The sequence below is a fragment of the Arthrobacter sp. IK3 genome, assembly GCF_051337705.1.
In the GTDB taxonomy this organism is placed as follows: domain Bacteria; phylum Actinomycetota; class Actinomycetes; order Actinomycetales; family Micrococcaceae; genus Arthrobacter_B; species Arthrobacter_B koreensis.
The window spans coordinates 162,790-182,769 of record NZ_JBPPSW010000001.1; the positions used below are offsets into that span (position 1 = coordinate 162,790).

19 protein-coding genes are annotated in these 19,980 nt (G+C 67.3%); 9 read left to right on the plus strand and 10 right to left on the minus strand.

Translation table 11 applies throughout. From position 1 onward, the window contains the following. Window positions 1-11: 11 nt before the first annotated feature. Both ACSLGO_RS00770 and ACSLGO_RS00775 read right to left on the minus strand, forming a co-directional pair. Complete coding sequence (locus ACSLGO_RS00770) at window positions 12-974, minus strand: metallophosphoesterase (protein ID WP_377955371.1); 963 nt, start codon at window positions 972-974, stop codon at window positions 12-14. Beyond that, window positions 971-3,220 (minus strand): transglycosylase domain-containing protein, encoded by a 2,250-nt coding sequence (locus ACSLGO_RS00775; protein ID WP_436399710.1) that lies wholly within the window; start codon window positions 3,218-3,220, stop codon window positions 971-973. Before ACSLGO_RS00775 ends, ACSLGO_RS00770 begins: the two co-directional genes overlap by 4 nt. Window positions 3,221-3,257: 37 nt before the next feature. On the opposite strand from ACSLGO_RS00775, the gene ACSLGO_RS00780 reads away from it, so the two are divergent. From ACSLGO_RS00780 to ACSLGO_RS00790, 3 genes are read left to right on the plus strand one after another with little or no spacing between them, the layout of a single operon-like run. Then, entirely contained in the window at window positions 3,258-3,413 is a 156-nt protein-coding gene (locus ACSLGO_RS00780) for a DUF4177 domain-containing protein (RefSeq protein ID WP_141653630.1), read from the plus strand. Beyond that, window positions 3,413-3,895: a RidA family protein gene (locus ACSLGO_RS00785; protein ID WP_433122374.1), complete on the plus strand. Its 483-nt coding sequence runs from the start codon at window positions 3,413-3,415 to the stop codon at window positions 3,893-3,895. Before ACSLGO_RS00780 ends, ACSLGO_RS00785 begins: the two co-directional genes overlap by 1 nt. After that, window positions 3,888-4,799, plus strand: coding sequence for an NUDIX hydrolase (locus tag ACSLGO_RS00790; RefSeq protein WP_152273829.1), 912 nt, complete (start codon window positions 3,888-3,890; stop codon window positions 4,797-4,799). Before ACSLGO_RS00785 ends, ACSLGO_RS00790 begins: the two co-directional genes overlap by 8 nt. Before the next feature lie 71 nt (window positions 4,800-4,870). On the opposite strand, the gene ACSLGO_RS00795 is transcribed toward ACSLGO_RS00790, so the two are convergent. Continuing rightward, window positions 4,871-5,548 (minus strand): Crp/Fnr family transcriptional regulator, encoded by a 678-nt coding sequence (locus ACSLGO_RS00795; protein ID WP_055239104.1) that lies wholly within the window; start codon window positions 5,546-5,548, stop codon window positions 4,871-4,873. Window positions 5,549-5,768: 220 nt separating this feature from the next. Between ACSLGO_RS00795 and ACSLGO_RS00800 the strand changes: the two genes are divergently transcribed. Next, the gene (locus ACSLGO_RS00800; protein ID WP_436399711.1) at window positions 5,769-6,950 is read left to right on the plus strand and encodes a MarP family serine protease; all 1,182 of its coding nucleotides are present in this window, start codon (window positions 5,769-5,771) and stop codon (window positions 6,948-6,950) included. Here ACSLGO_RS00800 and aroQ read toward each other — a convergent pair. The 3 genes from aroQ to ACSLGO_RS00815 all read right to left on the minus strand — a co-directional run bounded on the left by aroQ (window position 6,940) and on the right by ACSLGO_RS00815 (window position 9,457). Then, the gene (gene aroQ / locus ACSLGO_RS00805) at window positions 6,940-7,413 is read right to left on the minus strand and encodes a type II 3-dehydroquinate dehydratase (RefSeq protein ID WP_152273827.1); all 474 of its coding nucleotides are present in this window, start codon (window positions 7,411-7,413) and stop codon (window positions 6,940-6,942) included. The genes ACSLGO_RS00800 and aroQ overlap by 11 nt on opposite strands. Before the next feature lie 8 nt (window positions 7,414-7,421). Then, complete coding sequence (locus tag ACSLGO_RS00810) at window positions 7,422-8,750, minus strand: MFS transporter (protein ID WP_436399712.1); 1,329 nt, start codon at window positions 8,748-8,750, stop codon at window positions 7,422-7,424. Window positions 8,751-8,872: 122 nt separating this feature from the next. Continuing rightward, window positions 8,873-9,457: a TetR/AcrR family transcriptional regulator gene (locus ACSLGO_RS00815; RefSeq protein WP_436399713.1), complete on the minus strand. Its 585-nt coding sequence runs from the start codon at window positions 9,455-9,457 to the stop codon at window positions 8,873-8,875. 124 nt (window positions 9,458-9,581) lie between these two features. Here ACSLGO_RS00815 and ACSLGO_RS00820 point away from each other — a divergent pair, with 124 nt between their 5' ends. Next, window positions 9,582-10,004 carry an organic hydroperoxide resistance protein gene (locus ACSLGO_RS00820; RefSeq protein WP_091601931.1) on the plus strand — a complete coding sequence of 141 codons (423 nt, stop codon included), beginning with the start codon at window positions 9,582-9,584 and terminating at the stop codon, window positions 10,002-10,004. A gap of 85 nt (window positions 10,005-10,089) precedes the next feature. Here ACSLGO_RS00820 and acs read toward each other — a convergent pair whose 3' ends face one another. Continuing rightward, entirely contained in the window at window positions 10,090-12,078 is a 1,989-nt protein-coding gene (gene acs, locus ACSLGO_RS00825; protein ID WP_091601937.1) for an acetate--CoA ligase, read from the minus strand. A 322-nt stretch (window positions 12,079-12,400) separates the two neighbouring features. On the opposite strand from acs, the gene ACSLGO_RS00830 reads away from it, so the two are divergent. From ACSLGO_RS00830 to ACSLGO_RS00840, 3 genes are all read left to right on the plus strand, one after another. Then, window positions 12,401-13,660, plus strand: a complete 1,260-nt coding sequence (locus tag ACSLGO_RS00830; protein ID WP_436399714.1) for a hypothetical protein — start codon at window positions 12,401-12,403, stop codon at window positions 13,658-13,660. Window positions 13,661-13,741: 81 nt separating this feature from the next. Then, window positions 13,742-14,533: an endonuclease III gene (nth, locus tag ACSLGO_RS00835; RefSeq protein ID WP_091601947.1), complete on the plus strand. Its 792-nt coding sequence runs from the start codon at window positions 13,742-13,744 to the stop codon at window positions 14,531-14,533. Beyond that, window positions 14,530-15,213 (plus strand): NUDIX hydrolase, encoded by a 684-nt coding sequence (locus ACSLGO_RS00840; protein WP_436399715.1) that lies wholly within the window; start codon window positions 14,530-14,532, stop codon window positions 15,211-15,213. The genes nth and ACSLGO_RS00840 overlap by 4 nt, the downstream gene beginning before the upstream one ends. On the opposite strand, the gene ACSLGO_RS00845 is transcribed toward ACSLGO_RS00840, so the two are convergent. Beyond that, window positions 15,214-15,879 carry a response regulator transcription factor gene (locus tag ACSLGO_RS00845; RefSeq protein ID WP_091601955.1) on the minus strand — a complete coding sequence of 222 codons (666 nt, stop codon included), beginning with the start codon at window positions 15,877-15,879 and terminating at the stop codon, window positions 15,214-15,216. After that, window positions 15,876-17,045: a sensor histidine kinase gene (locus ACSLGO_RS00850; protein ID WP_436399716.1), complete on the minus strand. Its 1,170-nt coding sequence runs from the start codon at window positions 17,043-17,045 to the stop codon at window positions 15,876-15,878. Before ACSLGO_RS00850 ends, ACSLGO_RS00845 begins: the two co-directional genes overlap by 4 nt. A 134-nt stretch (window positions 17,046-17,179) precedes the next feature. Between ACSLGO_RS00850 and ACSLGO_RS00855 the strand changes: the two genes are divergently transcribed. Next, window positions 17,180-18,130: a CPBP family intramembrane glutamic endopeptidase gene (locus ACSLGO_RS00855; RefSeq protein ID WP_436399717.1), complete on the plus strand. Its 951-nt coding sequence runs from the start codon at window positions 17,180-17,182 to the stop codon at window positions 18,128-18,130. A gap of 3 nt (window positions 18,131-18,133) precedes the next feature. Here ACSLGO_RS00855 and ACSLGO_RS00860 read toward each other — a convergent pair whose 3' ends face one another. Further along, window positions 18,134-19,840, minus strand: coding sequence for a bifunctional 3'-5' exonuclease/DNA polymerase (locus ACSLGO_RS00860; RefSeq protein WP_436399718.1), 1,707 nt, complete (start codon window positions 19,838-19,840; stop codon window positions 18,134-18,136). Window positions 19,841-19,980 lie beyond the last annotated feature (140 nt).

Sequence of the window (19,980 nt, forward strand, 5' to 3'; positions counted from 1 at the left end):
GTTTCGGCGCTCTAAGAAGCCGTAACTGGCCTCTCGGCGGGGGTGAGGGTGAGCAGCACGGCTTCCGGCCTGCAGGCGAACCGCACCGGGGCGAACCGGGAGGTGCCGATGCCGGCCGAGACGTTCAGCGGCACGGTGCGGCCGTTGTGTTCCCAGTCCGTCAGGCCCTTGGCCCGCCAGGTGGGAAGGTCGCAGTTGCTCACCAGAGCGCCGTAACCCGGAATGCAGACCTGCCCGCCGTGGGTGTGTCCGGCCAGGATCAGCTGGGCACCGCCGTCGGTGAAGTAATCCAGCACCCGCTGGTACGGGGCATGCGCGACGCCAATGCGCACGTGCCGTGCGGAGGACGACGTCGAGCTCCCGGCCGGGAAGCCAGCATACCGGTCGCGCTTCAGGTGCGGATCATCAACGCCGGAGAAGTCCAGGCGCAGACCGTTGAGGACCACGGACTGGTTCCGGTTGGTGAGGTCGATCCAGCCCGCGTTGCCGAAGGCCGTGAACATGTCTGCCCAGGGCAGTTTGGCCGGATTCTTCCGCAGCTTGGACGGCGAGGTGAAGTACGTGAACGGGTTCTTCAGGACGGGCGCGTAGTAGTCATTGGAGCCGGGAACGAACACGCCGGGGAACCGCATCAGCGGCTTCAGCGCTTCCAGCAGCGGAGGCACGGCCTGCTGATGGCTGAGATTGTCCCCGGTATTGACCACCAGATCGGGTTCCAGGTCCGCCAGGGAGTGCAGCCAGCGGGTCTTGCGGTCCTGGCCGGGAACGTAGTGGATGTCCGAGAGATGGAGGACCCGCATCGGCTTGCTGCCCGCAGGGAGCACCGCCACCGTCTCGGTGCGGATGCCGAAGAGGTTCCGCTCGATGAGGGAGCCGTAGGCGAGGGCCGCAGCGCCGGCAGCCGCGAAGCTGCCGGCGGTCCACGCGGCGGATCGAAGGACCGGGGCCACCGGATGTTCAGTTGCCAAGGTCAGTCGTCGTTGTTCCGGTTGTTGCCGTTGTTGCCGTTGTTGCCGTTGTTGCCGCTGTCCCGGTTGTTGTCCCGGTTCGGGGCAGGGGAGCTGGGGGCCGGTCGGGCCGGGGCAGGAGCCTGCCCCACGATGTTGGCCGGCGGGGCGGGGAACGGATCTGCCCGGTACTGGCCCGGGACGCGCTGGATGAAGTTCTTCCACGACGGGCCGGCAATCAGGGAGCCGTCGATCTCGGGGTAGTACCGGCCGCCGATCAGCTTCTCGGACATGGTGGTGTTGTTGGCTTTCCAGTTGCCAATCCAGGATGCCGTGGAGAGTCCGGTGCTGTAGCCCATGAACCAGGTCTGGGACCGGTAGTCATTGGTACCGGTCTTGCCGGCAGTGGGCACGCCCACCTGCAGGTTGATGCCGGAGCCGTTGGTCATCACGCGCTGGGTGGCCACGTTGACGCCCTGGGCCACTTCCTTGCGCATGACCTGCTCGCAGTCCTGTTCCGGAACCGGGTATTCAGTTCCGTCGCTGCTCTTTACCGACTCCAGTGCACGGGGTTCGCACATAAGGCCGTCAGCGGCGAAGGTCGCAAAGCCCGTTGCCATGGACAGCGGCGAGGCGTCGCCGCCGCCGCCGAAGGTCGACGGCGGGTTCACGGCCAGCATCTCGCGTTCACCGGAGGCGCTCTTGCCGTTGTGCACACCCGAGGCGAAGGCCATCTGCTGGAACTTGCACAGGTCCAGCTCATTGGCTTCAGCCAGCGTGATGGTGTTCAAGGACTGGGCCAGGCCATCCAGCACTGTCGTGTTGCGGTAGTTCGTGTCTCCGTAGTTAATCGGAGTCCACGGGTCAAGGATGGCGTACCGGCCGCCGGGCAGGCAGCTGGCGTTCCAGGTGTGTCCGGCAGGGTACGTCCGCTTTTGGCCGTTCAGCTGGGCGTTGAGCGTCTTGCCCGAATCGAGCCACGCAGCCACCGTGAACGGCTTGTACGTGGAACCGGGCTGGAACCCGCCCAAACCGTTGAGGATCTTGTTGGGATCGCCGTCCTGGTACGCGTCCACGTTGAAGTTCTGCACGGAGTTACCGGGTGCCAGTTCAGGGGTGTACCGGGTGTTCTGCGCCATCACCAGGATTTTGCCGGTGCCCGGCTCCACGCTGACCATTGAGTGGCCGATTTCCGCATCGGTGGTGTCCGGATTGGCGGTCTCGTTGATCGCTGCCTGGGCCGCGTTCTGCAGGGTGGGGTTGAGCGTGGTGGTGATGCTCAGTCCGCCGCGGTACAGCAGCTTATTGCGGTCCTCCGGGGTGGCTCCGTAGCGGTCATCGTTGAGCACCAGCTGCTTGACGTAGTCACAGAAGTAGGGCGCCTGCTCCGCGCCGACACAGCCGTTGAGGACCGGGGTGAGGTTCAGCTCGAGGCCGGTGGCAACCGCGGCGTCGTGCTCTTCCTGGGTGATGCGGCCCTTATCCAGCATCGCGTCCAGCACGAGGTTCCGCCGGGCAAGGGAACGCTCCGGGTTCAGTTCCGGGCTGTAGAAGGTGGGGCCGTTGACCACGCCGGCCAGCAGTGCGGCCTGCGCGATGCTCAGGTCCTTGGCATCGACGTTGAAGAAGTACTTGGAGGCTGCCTGCACGCCGAAGGTGGTTCCGCTGAACGGAACAATGTTGAAGTAGCCTTCCAGGATCTCGTCCTTGCTGAGCTCCTTCTCCACGGCAATGGCCAGCTTGATTTCGCGCAGCTTGTCACCGACGGTCTTCTGTCCGCTGAAGACCACCTCCCCGCCTTCCTGGAGGTTGGTATCGATGATCACGTTGTTCACGTACTGCTGCGTGATGGTGGAAGCGCCGCGCGTACGGTCCGAGGTGACGTTGGAGATGATGGCGCTGAAGATGCCCTGCAGGTCAACGCCGCCGTGTTCGTAGTAGCGGTCGTCCTCGATGGCCAGCATGGCGTCGATCATGTGGGGCGAGACCTCGTCCAGCGTGATCGGCTGCCGGTTCTCCTCATACAGGGTGGCGATCAGCGAGCCGTCGTTCGCGTAGATACGGGACGGCTCAGCCAGTGCCCCGCGCTTCAGTTCGGAAGGCAGCTGGTCGAAGAACTGGATGGATCCGGATGCCGCAGTACCCGCGGCAGCGGCGGCCGGTACCAGCAGCCCGGCGGCGAGGACGCCGCATAAAGTGCTCACCCCAAAGAAGGCCACAATCTTGCCCAGAGTGGTAGCCGTGTCAAAAAAAGGAGATTTGCGAGCTGCCATGCGGATCAGTCTACAAGCACGCGCTAGTCTTTGGATCATGAGCAAATGGGAATACTTCATTACACCGCTGCCTTTGCACACCCCCGGCGCCGTGCTGAACATGCACGGTGAAGAAGGATGGGAGCTGGTGCAGATCACCCCGGCCCCGAATGGCACCGGTTCAGTGGCCTACATGAAGCGGGAGAAGGCCTGATGAGCACTGCCCCGGAGGCGGTTTCCGCCGTCGAGCAGCGCCTGGCCGAACTTGGCCTGGAACTGCCCCCGGTCGCCGCGCCGGTGGCAGCCTACGTTCCTGCCGTAGTGAGCGGGAACCACGTGTACACCTCCGGCCAGCTGCCCTTCATCGACGGTGCGCTGCCGGCCGCCGGCAAGGTCGGCGCGGACGTGAGCGCCGAGGACGCAAAGACGTACGCCGCGCGCTGCGCAGTGAACGCACTGGCCGCCATCAAGGCGCAGATCGGTGACCTGGACCGGGTCACCCGGATTGTGAAGGTTGTGGGCTTCGTGGCCTCGGACCCGTCCTTCACCGGCCAGCCCGGCGTCATCAATGGAGCTTCGGAACTCCTGGGACAGGTATTCGGTGAGGCGGGCAGCCACGCCCGTTCCGCCGTCGGCGTGGCAGTGCTGCCGCTGAACGCGCCGGTGGAAGTGGAAGTGACCGCAGAGTTTGCCTAACGTCTCCACCCGGCATTTCCAGCTGCCGCCCTGGCAACAGGGTGCAGCGCAAAGCTGGTTCGAACGGGAGGAAGGCACCGCCCGCAAGCCAAGGGCTGCCTCCTCCGTCCTGCTGCTGCGTGACTCCCGCCAGGGAGCCGAAGTGTTCCTGCGCTACCGCCGGGGCGAATCCCCGCTGGGGAAGATCGCCTTTCCCGGCGGCAGCCTGGAAGAAGCCGACGGCGATCCCGTCGACTGGTACGGTCCAACACCCGCCGAATGGGCGCGGACCCTGGGGATGGACGATGCCCAGGAAGCCCGACGCCACGTCGTAGCCGCTGCCCGGGAGCTGTTTGAGGAGACCGGCGTGCTGCTGGCCGGCCCGGACGGGTCCACACTGCTGGAAAGCAACCGGGGCCCGGAATGGATGGCCGCGCGGGTCGGCATCGCCGCCGGCGACGAGTCCTTTCCTGAGCTGCTGGCCCGCCGTGGACTCGGCCTGCGCAGCGACCTGCTGCGGCCGCTCACCCACTGGCTGACTGCGGACTTTGCGCTGCGCCGCTTCGACACCCGTTATTTCGCAGCAGTCCAGCCCCTCGGGCAGGAAACCTCGCTCCTGGAGAGCAAGGGCATCTGGGGGCAATGGCGTGCGGCAGCAGTCGAAATGGAACGCGCAGCCACCACGGAACTTGGGGACGAAGTCGGTCAGCCGGACACCGTCGGACTGACGCTGGAACAGCTCACCGTGCCCGCCGTGGCGCTGATGATCGAAAAGCTGGCCAAGGCCAGGGGCTGCATTGCCTACCTTGCCCACCGGCGCGCGAACGAGGTCTTCCAGCCGGAGCTGGTGGAAGCTGACGGCGGGTACGCCCTGCGGGTGACCGCCGTCGACGCCGCGGAAGGTTCCGGGCACCGCGGCCGCTGAATCAGCACACAGAAAAGCGGCACCGCTTCCGGGAGGAAGGCGGTGCCGCTTTTCTGTTTGTCTGGAGAGACTCAGCGGGAGCGCTGGCGCAGGCGCTGGACGTCAAGGATGACGACGGCGCGTGCCTCCAGCCGCAGCCAGCCGCGCTGGACGAACTCGGCCAGTGCCTTGTTCACGGTTTCACGGGAAGCGCCAACCAGCTGGGCCAGCTCTTCCTGGGTCAGTTCGTGGGCCACCAGGATGCCGTCCGTCGCCGGCCGGCCAAACCGGTCCGCCAGGTCCAGCAGAGCCTTGGCAACGCGGCCGGGCACGTCGGAGAAGACGAGGTCTGCCAGGGACTCGTTGGTGCGGCGCAGGCGGCGGGCCAGGGCCTGCAGCAGCTGTACCGATACCTCGGGGCGCGTCTCGATCAGTGCGCGCAGGTTCTCGTGGCGCAGACCGGCCAGGCGCGTTTCGGACACGGCAGTAGCCGTGGCGGTGCGGGGGCTCGGGTCGAAAAGGGCCATCTCGCCGAACAGCTCGCCCGGGCCAAGGATGGCCAGCAGGTTCTCGCGGCCGTCAGGAGCCGAACGCCCCAGCTTGATCTTTCCGGACACGATGAAATAGAGCTGGTCGCCCTGGTCACCTTCGCGGAAGACAGATGCTCCGCGGGACAGATCGACCTCGGTGAGTTCGTCGGTCAAAGCGGCGAAGACGTCGTCTCCCAGTGAGGCGAACAAAGGCGCGCGGCGCAATACCTCGATATCCATGAAATCTCCTGTTAATAGTTGTCGCTTCTACTATCTTGCCGCACCGAACGGGCATGTGACAGCCGTAATAGCCTTGTTCGCCCTCGGATGATAAAACGCCTGCCTAATGTGCGCAGGATTACACGCCCGTGGAATCGTCACCAGCGGCCGCTAGACTCGGGAGGCAAAGGGGCTCTGACCGGCAGCCGCCACGCGTACGTACACCATATTGGAGCTCTTTGTGCTCGGATTCACCGTTCTGGACATCATTCTGGGCCTCTCCCTGCTTTTTTACCTGCTGGCAGGCCTGCGGAACGGCTTGGCGGTTACCCTCGGCGGAATCGTCGGGTTCGTGGCCGGTGCCACCGCGGCGTTCTTCGCCATCCCGCTGGTTTCGGGCTGGGTGCCGGATGAGACCTGGCGCCTGGTAGCGGTGATCGCCACCGCCGTCGTGCTGGTCCTGGTGGGCCACGCGGCCGGCGCAGCGCTCGGCGGTGCGGTGCGCCGGTGGTTCAACTTCGCGCCGCTGCGTGCACTGGACCGCATCCTCGGCGGTGCCCTGAACGTTGTGGTGGCCGCGGTGGTGATGTCCATGCTCGCGTTCAGCATCGGCACACTGGGCATGCCCTTCCTGTCACAGCAGATCGCCTCGTCGAAGGTCCTGATGACCATCGATTCGATCACTCCGAACGCGGTGAAGACGGTGGCTGCGCAGGTGCGCTCCTTCACCCTCGACGAAGGGCTGCCGCGGATTTTCGACGGCGCGGCTCCCGAAACGGTCGAGCTTCCTGCCGACGGCATCAGCTCGGAGGCCCTGACCGCTGCGTCGTCCTCGGTCCTGAAGATCACCGGCACCGCGTTCCAATGCGGCCAGAACCAGACCGGATCAGGGTTCGTCGTCGCGGAAGACCGGGTGATCACCAACGCGCACGTGGTTGCCGGAGTGAGCGAACCGGTGGTCCAGGTCCCCGGGGGCGGGGTGCTGCCCGGACGCGTGGTGCACTTCGACCCGGCCAGGGACCTCGCCGTCATCGCTGTGGACAACCTGCACGCGAAACCGCTGCCCCTGGGCGCCGAACTTCCCGCGGGAACAACCGCGGGGTTCGCGGGCTATCCGGCAGGCGGACCCTTCAGGCTCCAGCCCGCCGTCGTGCAGAACCTCGGCGACGTCTCCGTGCGCAGCATCTACGGAACCTCGCCGGAAGTCCTGGAGGTCTACACGCTGGCGGCGAACGTCCAGCAGGGCAACTCGGGCGGTCCGCTGCTGGATATCGACGGCCAGGTTGCCGGAGTGGTCTTCGCCAAGACCACCGGCGATCAGCCGATTGGGTACGCGCTGTCCCTTGCCGAACTTGGCCCGATCGCCGAGGCCGCCCCCGGGTACAGCAGTGCGGTGTCCCCGGGGGAGTGCATCAGCGAGTAGCGGACCCGGCTGCTGCGTCCAGTTTCGCGGCAATGTAGTCCACTGCCATGCGGTAGCCGGCGATTCCTGCACCGCAGATGACCACCTCCGCTACCGCGGAGACGAACGAGTGGTGCCGGAACTCCTCCCGCTTGTGGATGTTGCTCAGATGGACTTCCACCACGGGAAGGCCGACTCCGGAGAGGGCGTCGCGGATAGCCACCGAGGTGTGGCTGTAGGCGGCGGGGTTGATGATGATTGCGTCGGCCAGGCCCGGAGCCCCGTGAATGGCATCGATCAGGTCGCCTTCGTGGTTGGACTGGATGCAGTCCGCCGTCCAGCCATGGGATTCCGCGGCTCCAACTGCCGCGGCTTCCACATCATCCAGCGTGTCCGTCCCGTACACCGCGGGTTCGCGCGTCCCCAGCAGGTTGAGGTTGGGGCCGTTCAGGACCAGGAGGTTGCGGGTGCGTTCTGTAGTCATGGGTTCAACTATGCCGCAACCGTCTCTGCGTCCGCCGTCTGTGACTGCGCCCGAATCCGGCGGGCTGCCGCGAGGGAGCCGGCGATCGTGATCAGGGACATCAGGGCCAGTACCGCGCCGGGGTGCCACCAGGCGGCGCCGGTTGCTTCGGAGAAGAGCTGGGTGACGGCCGGTGTGAAGCCTGCGGCAATGCCGGCGAAGCTGTAGGCCAGGGACATGGCTGTGTACCCCGTCCGGGCCGGGAACAGGTCCGCCATCAGTCCGCCCAGCGCTGCCCAGGCAGCGGTCGGGGCGATGCCGCCGATCAGGATGGTCAGGACGTACAGCGGCTGGTCCGCAATGCTGATCAGGTAGTACAGCGGGAAGGAAATCAGCAATGTGGCTGCCGCGCCGCCGGCGACTACCTTTGCCGAACCAATCTTCGTGGCCAGCCAGCCGAAGGCCGGAATGGTGGCCAGCTGCAGGATCGAGCCCACCAGGGCGGCGTTGAGCACCGTGGATTCGGACAGTCCCAGGACACCCACGCCGTAGGCCTGGGTGTAGGTGGTCATCAGGAAGTAGGAGCCGATGCCCAGCAGGGCGGCGCCCATGGCAATAACGACGGCGGCGGGCTGGGACCGCAGCACCTCCAGGACCGGGACGCGGGCCACCTGGTTGTGCTCGGTGACGTCCTTGAAGACCGGGGTCTCATCGATGGCCAGGCGCAGGTAGAGCGCTACTGCCATGAAGGGGAACGCGAGAAGGAACGGAATGCGCCAGACGCCGGCTTCCATGGCCTCGGGGGAGACCTGGGTGAGGATCAGGAAGGTGGCGGTGACCATGATGGTGCCCACCGGGGAGCCGATCTGCGGGATGGCGGCGTAGAGGGCTCGCTTGCGCGGTTCGGCGTGCTCGCTGGCAATCAGGACGGCGCCGCCCCATTCTCCGCCAACGGCCAGGCCCTGCAGCAGCCGCAGGGCCACCAGCAGGATCGGAGCCCAGACACCGATGGTGGAGTAGTCCGGAAGCAGGCCAATGATGCCGGTGGCCAGGCCCATCAGGACGATGGTGTAGATGAGGGACTTCTTCCGGCCCACGCGGTCCCCAATGTGGCCGAACAGCACGGCGCCCAGCGGCCGGGCGACGAAGCCCATGCCCAGGGAAAGGAAGGCCAGGAGCGTTCCGGTCAGCGGATCGACGTCGGGGAAGAACACCCGGTTCAGGATCAGGGCGGCGGCAGTGCCGAAAACATAGAAGTCATAGGATTCCAGTGCTGTCCCGACGAAGGAGGCGCCGGCGACCCTGCGGGCCATCCGGGAACGCTGGGCGGGATTCACCGTGGTGGAGGAAGTAGACACAAGTGCTGATTGTGCTAGGTGCCGGCGGCTTTGGCCAGTTGCTGAGCCGAACGTCACGATTTGGGTCGCTGGGCGCGTCTTCCGCGCGCTGAGCGGTGGCCCCCGGCGTGCAGTGCGGCGGCTTAGTGCCGCGCCGAGGGGAGGTGCTGCTGCAGGACGGCGGCACCGGCCTGGAGCAGGGCGGCTCCTACCGCCCGGGGATCGGCAACGTAGCCGTGGACCATGGCGCCGTCGCGCAGCATGATCAACTGGTCCGCGGCGAGCTCGGGATCGGCGGCGCCGAGCCGGCCCGCGAGTCCGGCCACCAGTCCGCGGAACCAGTCCCGGTGGCGTGCGACGGCGGCCCGCACCGGGTGGTCGCTCGCCGGGTACTCGGCTGCCGCATTGATGAATGGGCAGCCGCGGAAACCGGGCCGGCAGGCTTCGGACCCCATGACCTGGGCCAGCGTCCGGAGTGCTTCACAGGGGTCCGCGGGCAGATTCCCTGCCGCCGTACGGATCAGCTCCGACTGCCGGTCGAGGTAGGCGGCCACCAGGTCATCCTTGGTAGGGAAATACCGGTAGAAGGTCACCTTGGTGGTGCCGGCGGAGGCAATGATCTTGTCCGCGCTGACGGCGCGGATCCCGTCGCGGTAAAAGGCATCCGTGGCGGCATCGAGGATGCGCTCCCGGACCGGCCTCGCACCGCCGTCGTTCTGGGCTGCCACTGGAACCTCCTTGGGGCCGGTCCGTCGGACTGGCGATTAGTAGACTTACTAGTTAGTCTACTAGCAGAACGGCGGAAAGCCCCGCTTTTCGACAGCCAAGTGTTCCAACCCGAAGGAGAACCCGATGAGCGCCCTTTACACAGCAGTTGCCACGGCCACCGGTGACGGCCGGAACGGAGAGGCCCGCACCAGCGACGGACTCCTCGAAGTCGACCTCGCCGTTCCCGCCGAAATGGGTGGCGCAGGCGGAGCGACCAACCCGGAACAGCTCTTCGCCGTCGGATACGCCGCATGCTTCCATTCCGCACTGAAGATGGTTGCCCGCCAGGCCAAGGCACAGATCAGTGACAGCGCAGTGACCTCAGAAGTCAGCATCCATCCCAAGGAAGAGGGCGGTTTCCAGCTCTCCGTCGCCCTGCACGTTGAAATGTCCGGTGTTGACCAGGCCATGGCAGACAAGCTGGTCCAGGAAGCACACCAGGTCTGCCCGTACTCCAACGCCACCCGCGGCAACATCGAGGTGGAAGTGGACGCCGTCGTCGGCTAATTCCTCCTCCGCCTTCCCCATCGAGATGACAGAAACTGCCCGTATCGAGCTCGATACGGGCAGTTTCTGTCATCTCGTTTGGGGACTACTTGCGCAGGGACTCCGCGATCTGGGACATCACGGTGTTATCCGCAAGGGTGCTCGAATCGCCCGGCTCGCGGCCCTCTGCCACGTCCTTGAGCAGGCGCCGCATGATCTTGCCGGACCGGGTCTTGGGCAGCTCCGGGACCACGAGGATGTGCTTGGGCTTGGCGATCGGGCCGATTTCCTTGCCCACGTGGTTGCGCAGCGTGGTGACGATGTCGTCGTCGTCCTTGGCGCTGCCGCGCAGGATCACGAACGCGACTACAGCTTCGCCGGTCGTGTCGTCGGTGGCACCGACCACCGCGGCCTCGGCCACCGAGGGATGGCTGACCAGCGCGGATTCGATCTCCGTGGTGGAGAGCCGGTGTCCGGATACGTTCATCACGTCATCCACGCGGCCCAGTAGCCAGATGTCCCCGTCCTCGTCCTTTTTGGCACCGTCTCCGGCAAAGTACATGTTGTCGAAACGGGACCAGTAGGTGTCCTTGAACCGCTGCGGATCTCCCCAGATGCCGCGCAGCATGGAGGGCCAGGGCTCCTTGACTACCAGGAAGCCGCCGGAACCGTTGGGCACGGGCTCGCCCATTTCGTCCACCACGTCCACGGAAATACCGGGCACCGGAACCTGGGCGGAACCGGGCTTGGTGGCGGTGACGCCGGGCATCGGCGCGATCATGTGGGCGCCGGTTTCCGTCTGCCACCAGGTGTCCACGATCGGGGCAGGGACTTCCTTCTTGCCGCCGTTGCCGCCGATCACCGTGCGGTACCACATCCAGGCTTCGGGGTTGATGGGTTCGCCCACCGTGCCCAGCACCCGGATGGAGTCCAGGTTGAACTTGCCGGGAATGTCCCGGCCCCACTTCATGCAGGTGCGGATGGCCGTCGGAGCGGTGTACAGGATTGAAACCTTGTACTTCTCCACCAGTTCCCACCAGCGTCCCTGGTGCGGGGTGTCCGGGGTTCCCTCGTACATCAGCTGCGTGGCGCCGTTGACCAGCGGTGCGTAGGTGACGTAGCTGTGGCCGGTAACCCAGCCGACGTCGGCGGTGCACCAGTACACGTCCGTCTCCGGCTTGAGGTCGAACGTTGCCCGGTGGGTGAACGCCGTCTGGGTCAGGTAGCCGCCGGTGGTGTGCAGGATGCCCTTGGGCTTGCCCGTGGTGCCGGACGTGTACAGGATGAACAGCGGGTGCTCGGAGTCGTGCGGTACGGCGGTGTGCTCGGCGCTCGCAGAACCAACGACGTCGTCCCACCAGACATCGCGGCCATCGGTCCACTCGACGGGCTCGCCGTTTCGCTTGACCACGACGACGTTTGAAACCGTGTGCCCCTCCTTCACCAGGGACTCATCGACTGCCGGCTTGAGCAGGCTGGGCTTTCCGCGGCGGTAGGAGCCGTCGGCGGTGACGACCAGCTTGGCCTCGGCGTCGTCAATCCGGCTGCGCAGGGCATCGGCGGAGAAACCTCCGAAGACCACCGAATGCACGGCACCGATGCGCGCGCAGGCAAGCATGGTGATCACGGCTTCCGGGATCATGGGCAGGTAGACGGCCACGCGGTCGCCCTTGGAGACTCCCAGCGACTCGAAGGCGTTGGCGGCCCTCTTCACCTCTTCGGTGAGTTGGGCATAGGTGTAGGTGCGGGTGTCCCCGGGTTCGCCCTCGAAATAGATGGCTACGCGGTCGCCGCGGCCCTCTTCCACATGCCGGTCGAGGGCGTTGTAGGAGGCATTGAGCTTGCCGCCGACGAACCACTTGGCAAAGGGCGCGTCAGTCCAGTCCAGGGTCTGGGTGAAATCCTCATCCCAGGTGAGCAGTTCCCGTGCTTGCTTTGCCCAGAACTCGGGGCCCGACGCCGCAGCCTCTTCGTAGACCCCGGGCTGTGCCACGGCTGCGGCCGCGAATTCCGCGCTCGGCGGAAAGCTGCGGCTCTCGTGGTAAAGGTTCTCCAGTGCGTCACCGTGCTGCTTGACCGGAGGCTGTTCAGTCATCTCGGACCCTTTCCATTGGCTGCACCCGGCGCCGGAGCCGGGCGTCTGCCCGGCCGGCGGGGCTGTTGATGGTCTTTGTCCTTACCCTAACGCGGACGCGGCAATGCTGTGGTGCCGGTCACAGCCACCTCCGTGAAACGGGGTAATTATGCGATAAACGGTTACCTCACTGCCCCCGGGCAGGCGCGAACCGGTAGTCTGACCTGCTGGCGTTGACTAGGCTGTCAGTGAAAGCAAACCGCTTGCGGCGCCGCTGCGGCGGAGCCAGAGCACGGTCGGCGCACCCGCCTTCCGGTTGGATGCTCTCGGAACGGAGACCAGAATGAACCAGCCCCACGTTGAACACGGGGAACACCCCGCTGCGGAAGCCGCCGGCACCCGCCCCGGCGCCGAACCGGCAACCGGCCTCCGTGCTGTAGCCGGGCCGTTCGGGCTGCGGGACATCGTGGTGGGATCCGCGGTGCTGGTGATGCTGGTAGGCAGCGTCCTGCCGTTCACCATCGGCAGCGGACGGAACCTGTGGACCGCCTTCAGCCTCTTCTACGTCGGAATCGGCATCATCATGCCGCTGGTGGTGGCAGGCCTTTTCACTGCCCGCCGACTGGCACCGTCCACCCGCCTGCGCGTGGGCTCCCTCTCGCTGGACCAGTTCGCTTCGGTGATCGCGGTACTGGCCGCCGTCTTCTTCTTCCTGCAGATCGTCTACGTTTTCAGCGTTGGCTCCCTGCTGGGGCTGCTGGGCGCCGCCGCGCTGCTCGCGGCCACCACGTTCGCTCCGTACATCCCGCCGTTCGCCGCTGAGTTCAGCGACCGTCCGGAGATTCCCGCGCACCCCGTTGCGCGGGATGCCAAGCCGCTGGTCCGGGTTCCCAAGCCGGTACCGGCGCCCGGGCCGGCAGGGGCTGAAGGTGACCGCCGGCCTGTTGGAGCGCCCAAGCCCGGGGAAAGCGCTCCCGGCGCACCCCGGACCGGGCAGGTCCACGCCCAGCAGGCCGGTACCGGGCGTCCGGAGACGGTGTCCGGTAACGCCGCCCCGTCCGACGGCGCGGCAGAAGCCCGTTCCGCCGGTGCTGGTGCCCGCAGCGAATCCGGCCAGGCCGGAGCCGGATCGGGCGCTGCGGCGGCCGGGGCCGGCAAGGGCCCTGCGGGTTCGGCCGGGGCTGCAGGGGCAGGTGCTGCGGCATCAGCCACCGGAACAGCCGGAACAGCCGCCGGCGGTAACAGCCCCGCTGGCCGCGAAGTCCCGGCAGGGGAAGATCCGCTGCCTGCCACCACAGTGAACCCTGCGGTCCAGGGCGGCGCTCCGGCGTCGAACACCGAGGCCCATGAATCAATCTCGGCGACCCGTGAAGAGAACGAGAACGTTGTGGAGGCCTTCTGGTTCGCCGTTGGCACGCCGCGCCAGATCGTTGACGAACGTACCGGCCTGCCGCTGTTCATGTTCTACCCGGGTGACTGGGAACTTGGCCTGGAAGACCGCGGCCACGAGTTCCTGGTACAGGACAAGCGCACCGGACGAATCGGCGTGCTGCGGGACCTCACCAACATCGAACGGGTCAGCGACGACAGTTCCGGCCACTAAGAGAACCACCACCGATGCCCCGGCGCCCCGGATACTTCCGGGAACGCCGGGGCATCGTTGACTGCGAAGGAAACCATCCAGATGCCCACCGGCAACGATGCCTCCCCGCTGGCGACCAAGCGCCGCGCCCGCAAGATCAACCGCCTGCTCGGCGAGCTCTACCCCTACGCGGTGGCCGAGCTGGATTTCACCAACGCGTTCGAGCTGCTGATTGCAACCGTGCTCTCCGCGCAGACCACTGATGTACGCGTTAACTCGGTCACCCCGGTCCTCTTCGCGCGTTACCCGGACGCCCGTGCGCTGGCGGAAGCGAACGAGGAAGAGCTGCAGGAACTGATCCGGCCCACGGGTTTCTTCCGGGCCAAGTCGGCCGCGATCAAGAAACTGGCAACCCAGATTGTTGACGACTATGACGGCGAAGTGCCGAACAAGCTGGAAGAACTGGTGAAACTGGCCGGGGTGGGCCGCAAGACCGCCAACGTGGTGCTGGGCAACGCCTTCGGAGTTCCGGGCATCACCGTTGACACGCACTTCCTGCGCCTGTCCCGGCGGTTCGGCTGGACGGACTCGAAGGACCCGGTGAAGGTTGAGCAGGACGTAGCGGAGCTCTTCGAACCCAAGGACTGGACGCCGCTGTCCAACCGGGTGGTCTTCCACGGCCGCCGGGTCTGCCATGCCAAGAAACCCGCGTGCGGTGCGTGCGCCGTGGCGCAGCTCTGCCCCTCCTACGGAGAAGGCGAAACGGATCCGGAGAAAGCCCGGAAACTGCTCAAATACGAGCTCGCTCCCGGACGCGAGGACCTGCTTGCCCGGATGATGGCTTCCGAAACCAGGGCCCAGCTGCGCGCCGCCGGCTACGGGCTTGAAGCATGAGCGCCCAGGCCCAGCTGGAAGCGTTCGGCAGCCTCGTCAGCAGCGGGGGCGGCAACTACGGGCGTGACCTGCGTTTCCTGACCCGCGCGGTGGATCCCGCCGTGGCGCGGGAAGCGGCCGTGCTGATCCTCTTCGGTGTCCTCGATGACCACCCGGCGCAGTTCCACTCCGATGCCGTTCCGGACGACCTCGATGTCCTTTTCGTGGAGCGTGCCTCCACCCTCAACGATCATCCGGGGCAGGTGGCCTTCCCGGGCGGCGGGGTGGATGCTTCCGACGCCGACGCGGTGGCTGCGGCACTGCGCGAGGCTAACGAGGAAACCGGACTGGACCCCAGCGGCGTGCGGATACTGGGCACGCTGCCGAAGGTCGGCCTGCCGGTGAGTAACTTCCTGGTGACGCCGGTCCTGGGTTGGTGGGCCAAACCCACTCCGGTGGATGTTGTGGATGAGGCCGAATCGGCGTCGGTGTTCCGTGTCCCGGTTGCAGACCTGCTGAACCCGGTCAACCGCCGCACCACCGTGCTGGGCCGCCCCGGGCAGGAGCACCGCGGCCCGGCATTCCTCGTGAACGGGGTGGTGGTGTGGGGATTCACGGCTCTGCTCCTGGACGAGGTGTTTGACCAGCTGGGCTGGACGCTGCCCTGGGACGAGGCACAGGAAATGGTTCCGCCGCTCTAGCTACGTGGCCTCGGCGCTCCGCAGCGCCTCAAGGACGGTGACGGCCAGCTGCACCCGGTTGGTCACGTCCAGCTTGGTGAAGGCGTTGGCGATGTGCGTCTTGACGGTGGCGACGCTGACGAACAGCTGGGAGCTGATCTCCGTGTTCGTCAGCCCGCGGGCCACCGCCTCCGCGACCTCCCGCTCGCGTTCGCTGAGGACTTCCAGCCGGGTGTCCGGTACCCGGGCCGACGGCGGCGGGACCGCCGCTGCCGCCGCCACGATGCGCTTCAGCACGGTGGGGGAGAACCTCTGTGAGTCCTGCGCCGCGTCCCGGACAGCGGACACCAGGACGTCCGGTGCCGTGTCCTTGAGCAGGAAGCCGCTGGCTCCCGCGCGCAGGGCGGACAGGATGAAGTCATCGGTATCGAACGAAGTCAGGACGATGATCCGCGGTGGTGCGGCCAGCGCAGTGATGCGTTCCGTGGCGCGGATGCCGCTGAGGACCGGCATTCGGATGTCCATGAGGACCACGTCCGGGCGAAGCTGCGCTGCGAGGCGCACGGCGGCTTCACCGTCCCCGGCCTCACCAACGATCTCGATGTCCGGCGCGCCGTCGAGGATGAGCCGCAGCCCCGCGCGGATGAGCGGCTCGTCGTCGGTCAGCAGGACACGCAGGGGTTTCACCAGGGCACCTTCACAGTCGTCGCGTAGACGTCCCCGCGGACGCCTGTTTCAAAGGATCCCCCGGCCAGCCGGGCACGTTCTGCCAGGCCGACCAGGCCCAGGCCTTCGGCGCCCGGAGACGCTGTGCCAGCGTGAAGGGGATTGCTGACGGCCACCGTGATGCCCTGCCCGGGTGCACCGGTGAGGGAGACCCGGATGGGCTGGCGTGGTGCATGCTTCTGCGCATTCGTGAGCCCCTCCTGCACAATCCGGTACAGGTGCCGGGAGGTTGCATCCGGGAGCGAGGCTGTTGCCTCCCCCTGGAGAGGCGGATCCATCTGCAGCGTAACGTTGCTGCCGGCTGCGCGGGCCGAAGCCACCAGCCCGGGAATCGAGTCCAGTGCCGGCTGCGGCGCGGTCTCAGCCGGATCCTCCCGCAGCACGGAGAGGACGGTACGCAGTTCGCCCGCTGCTGTCCGCGCGGTCTCGCGCAGTATGGCCGCAGTGGCCCGGATGGTGTCCCGGTCCAGGTCGGAGCGGTACTCAAGGGCGCCGGCATGCATTGAAATCAGGCTCAGCCGGTGGGAGAGAGTGTCATGCATTTCCCGGGCAATACGGGTGCGCTCAGCGAGCCGTGCCGCGGACGTGCGTGCCTCCTGCTCACGGTGCGCGCTCTGTGCCTCATGCTGCAGGGAGCGGATGAGCTGCCGCCGGGCGCCGCGGTTCAGGCCCACTAAAACCAGGACGGCGAGCAGCAGGCCTGCGGTCGTCGGCACCGCCCACCAGGGCAGGTCTCCGTCCGGATGCACGGCCAGGTCCACCGCGACAGCGGCAGCGTAGGCGGCCGCTGCAGCGACCAGGGCCCGGGGCCGGCGTAGGGCGGCAATCCCGATCAGTGCCATGCAGGCCGGGATGAAGGCCAGGGAAGAGAGCGAAGAGAGGGCGATGATCGGCAGCCCGGCGCCCAGCGGCGCCCGCCGGAGTGCCAGCGGGAGGAGCCCGACGGCGGCAAGCCCCAGCAGCAGGTCCAGCACCATCAGTGCCAGGAAAGAGGGCGGCGGGTCCGAACCATCGGCGGGGAACATGCTGCCCTGCGCCACCAGGAAGGTGGCGATCCCGGCGGCCGCCGCGCCGAGGGTCAGTCCCGTGGTCCGAAGGACGCTGGGGCGGTAAGGCATCGGCTGCATTCAACCGATCCTAGTGAGGGCCGCTTAGACCCGGCAATTGGCCAAAAGCATGAGCTTCGGGCGCCAGAGGGCGGAGCGGGAAAAGGCCCAGTGGCCGATGCGGGCAAGCACCGGCGGCAGGGAGGCTGGGGACCATGGTTTCCCCTTCCCCACTCCACGCCCAGTCCGCAGCAGCACCCCGCGGGACGGCCTTCCACCGCCTGGCCCGCGCAAGGCCGGACTACCGGTGGTGGCGTCCGGTGCTCACCCTGCTCTGCGCCGCCGGGATCTACGGTGTCTTGGTCCTGGCATCCGTCGTGTTCCTCTTCATCCTTGGGTTCTTCGTCCCCGCGGTGGCCGCCACCGTAGACAGTGCGGTTTCGGTGCACCCCGATCTCCGCGACCCCGGGCAGCTGGCGTTCCTGCTGGGCGCGGTGTGCCTGCTCTGGCCGGCGGCCGTGCTGGGCGTGCGCTGGGGCGGCCGGCGCTGCGGCGGGACGCTCTCCTCGGTTACCGGCAGGCTGCGCTGGCAGCTCTTTCCCCGGCTGCTGGCGGTGGCCGCCGGGCTGGTCCTGGCCGGCAGCGCGGTCACGCTGCTGCTGCCCGGAGAAGTCTCCGGCGAGTTCTCCGGAGCCGGCGCCGCCGGGGGAGGGCTGCTGATGCTCCTGGTCGCCGTGGCCGTGGTCCCGTTCCAGGCCGCCGCGGAGGAATATGCCTTCCGGGGGCTGCTCATGCAGGTGATTGGGTCCTGGCTCCGCCATCCGGCGTTCGCCATCCTTCTTCCGGTGCCGTTGTTCGTGCTGGGTCACGGCTACGGACTGGTGGGCCAGATCGACGTCGCCGTGTTCGCCGTGGCCGCAGGCTGGCTGACGTGGCGCACGGGCGGACTGGAAGCTGCCATTGCCCTGCACATGGTGAACAACCTGGTGGTGCTGGCCCTGGGGGCGGTGGGCCTGGCAGACCCGAACGCCGTCGATCTGCCGCTGGCCCAACTGCCGGTTTCCATCGCCGTCGTGCTGGCCTACACACTGCTGGTTCTCCGCTGGTTCCCGCCCGCCGGTTCCCATCCGAGTCCTGCGTTCTCCGGTACCGCTGCGGCAGGCTGAGCGCTACTTCGCCTCTGCGTAGGAGTCGACGGCGGCGCACACCACCGGGAACTCCAGCGGAATCTTTCCGAAGAGCAGCTCCGTGGCCTCGGCTGCGGCGTCCGTGACAATCGACTCGGCCTCCCGGACCCGCCCGGCAGGCACCTCCAGCATCACCTCGTCATGCAGGAAAAACACGAGCCGCCCCGCCGGTGAGGTGCCCGAGGCCGCCCGCAGCCGGCGTCGTATTCCCGCCAGCCAGCAGGTAGCCCACTCAGCTGCGGTGCCCTGCACTACGAAGTTTCGCGTGAAACGTCCCCGGGACCGGGCCAGGTTGTCCGCGCGGCGCTGTTCCTCCGCCGACGCTGTGCGCTGGGAGGCGAGCCACCGTTCGGAGGCGGGGGGCGTGCTGCGGCCCAGCCGGCTGGATACTGTTCCGCCGGCTTCACCGGTGCGCGCGGCACGTTCCACCACTGCGATTGCCCGGGGATAGTTCCTGGTCAGGACGGGCATCAGCCGGCCGGCTTCGCCGCTGGTTGCCCCGTACATGGCGCCGAGCATGGCAACTTTGGCCAGCGACCGGTCACCGTTGAAGCCCTGGTCTGCAATGCCCTGGTACAGGTCCTTGCCGCGGGCGGCTGCCGCGAGCGCAGAGTCCTGGCCCAGGGCGGCGAGGACCCGTGGTTCAAGCTGGGCGGCGTCGGCCACGAGGAGCTTGTGCCCGGAATCCGCCCGCACGGCGTCGCGGACGGACTTGGGGATCTGCAGGGCGCCTCCGCCGCGGGAGGACCAGCGGCCGGAAACCACGCCGCCCACCACGTACTCGGTGCGGAAGCGTCCATCCTGAACCCAGTCATCGAGCCAGCTCCAGCCGCTGGCTGAGAGGAGGCGTGCCAGTTTCTTGTAGCGCAGGAGCGGTTCGATGGCCGGGTGGTCATGCTGTTCCAGTTCCCAGGTGCGGGTGGTCCTGACTTCGATGCCCGCGCGGTGCAGGGCGCGGAGGAGTTCCTGCGGGGAGTCGGGGTTGAAGGACGGATTGTTCAGTTGTGCCCGCAGCTCAGCGACCGCGGCCTCAAGTTTGGCGGGGCGCCGGCCTTCCGGCGGACGCAGCCCAAGCTGTTCTTCGAGCATCGCCTCGTGCAGGTCCCGGCGCCAGGGCATCCCGGCATGCTCCATCTCCGCGGCGATCAGGCCTCCGGCGGATTCGGCCGCGAGCAGCAGCGTGAGGCGTCGCCGTTCGGTGCTTCCGGCGACGGCGGCCAGCTGGTCCTGGAGCTCTTCGGTGAGTTCCTCGACCGTGCGGGATGCCTGCCGGGCGCGGGGATCAAGGTTTTCGGCGCCGTCGAGCCCCTCGAACAGTGATCCCTGGTCCGGGGACGGTGCTGCCGGGAGCAGCTGGCGGGGTGCCAGGTCCGGCTCATCCTCGGGACGGTGGGCCCGCAGCTCCTGGATGTAGGGCGTTTCAGCGGCGAATTCGGAGTTGCGCAGGATCTCCCGGCACAGGGTGAGGTCGTGGCTGCGTTCAACGCTCATCCCGGCGGACAGGAGCCGGCCGTAGGTCTCCCGGCTCCGGTCCCAGACCCAGCGGACCGGCCGCTGCTCCGCCTGCGCCACGGCGCGCGGCAGCTCAGCTGCGGGCACGACGGCGGCCGGAGCGGTGGGCGTCCCGGCAGCGTCGGCCGGCTGCAGGACCCAGGCACCGGCGCTTGCGGGAGCCAGGACAAGGTGCATGCCTTCATTCTTCCCTGTCCCGGGGACATCCAAAGACGCGGACGGCGACGGTGCCTGCGGTCCTGTCCTCCACAGGGGGTGACCGCTGACCGAGGAGTGTCTTCTCTCCCCAGTTTGGCCTGCAGTCGAGCAGGACCGGG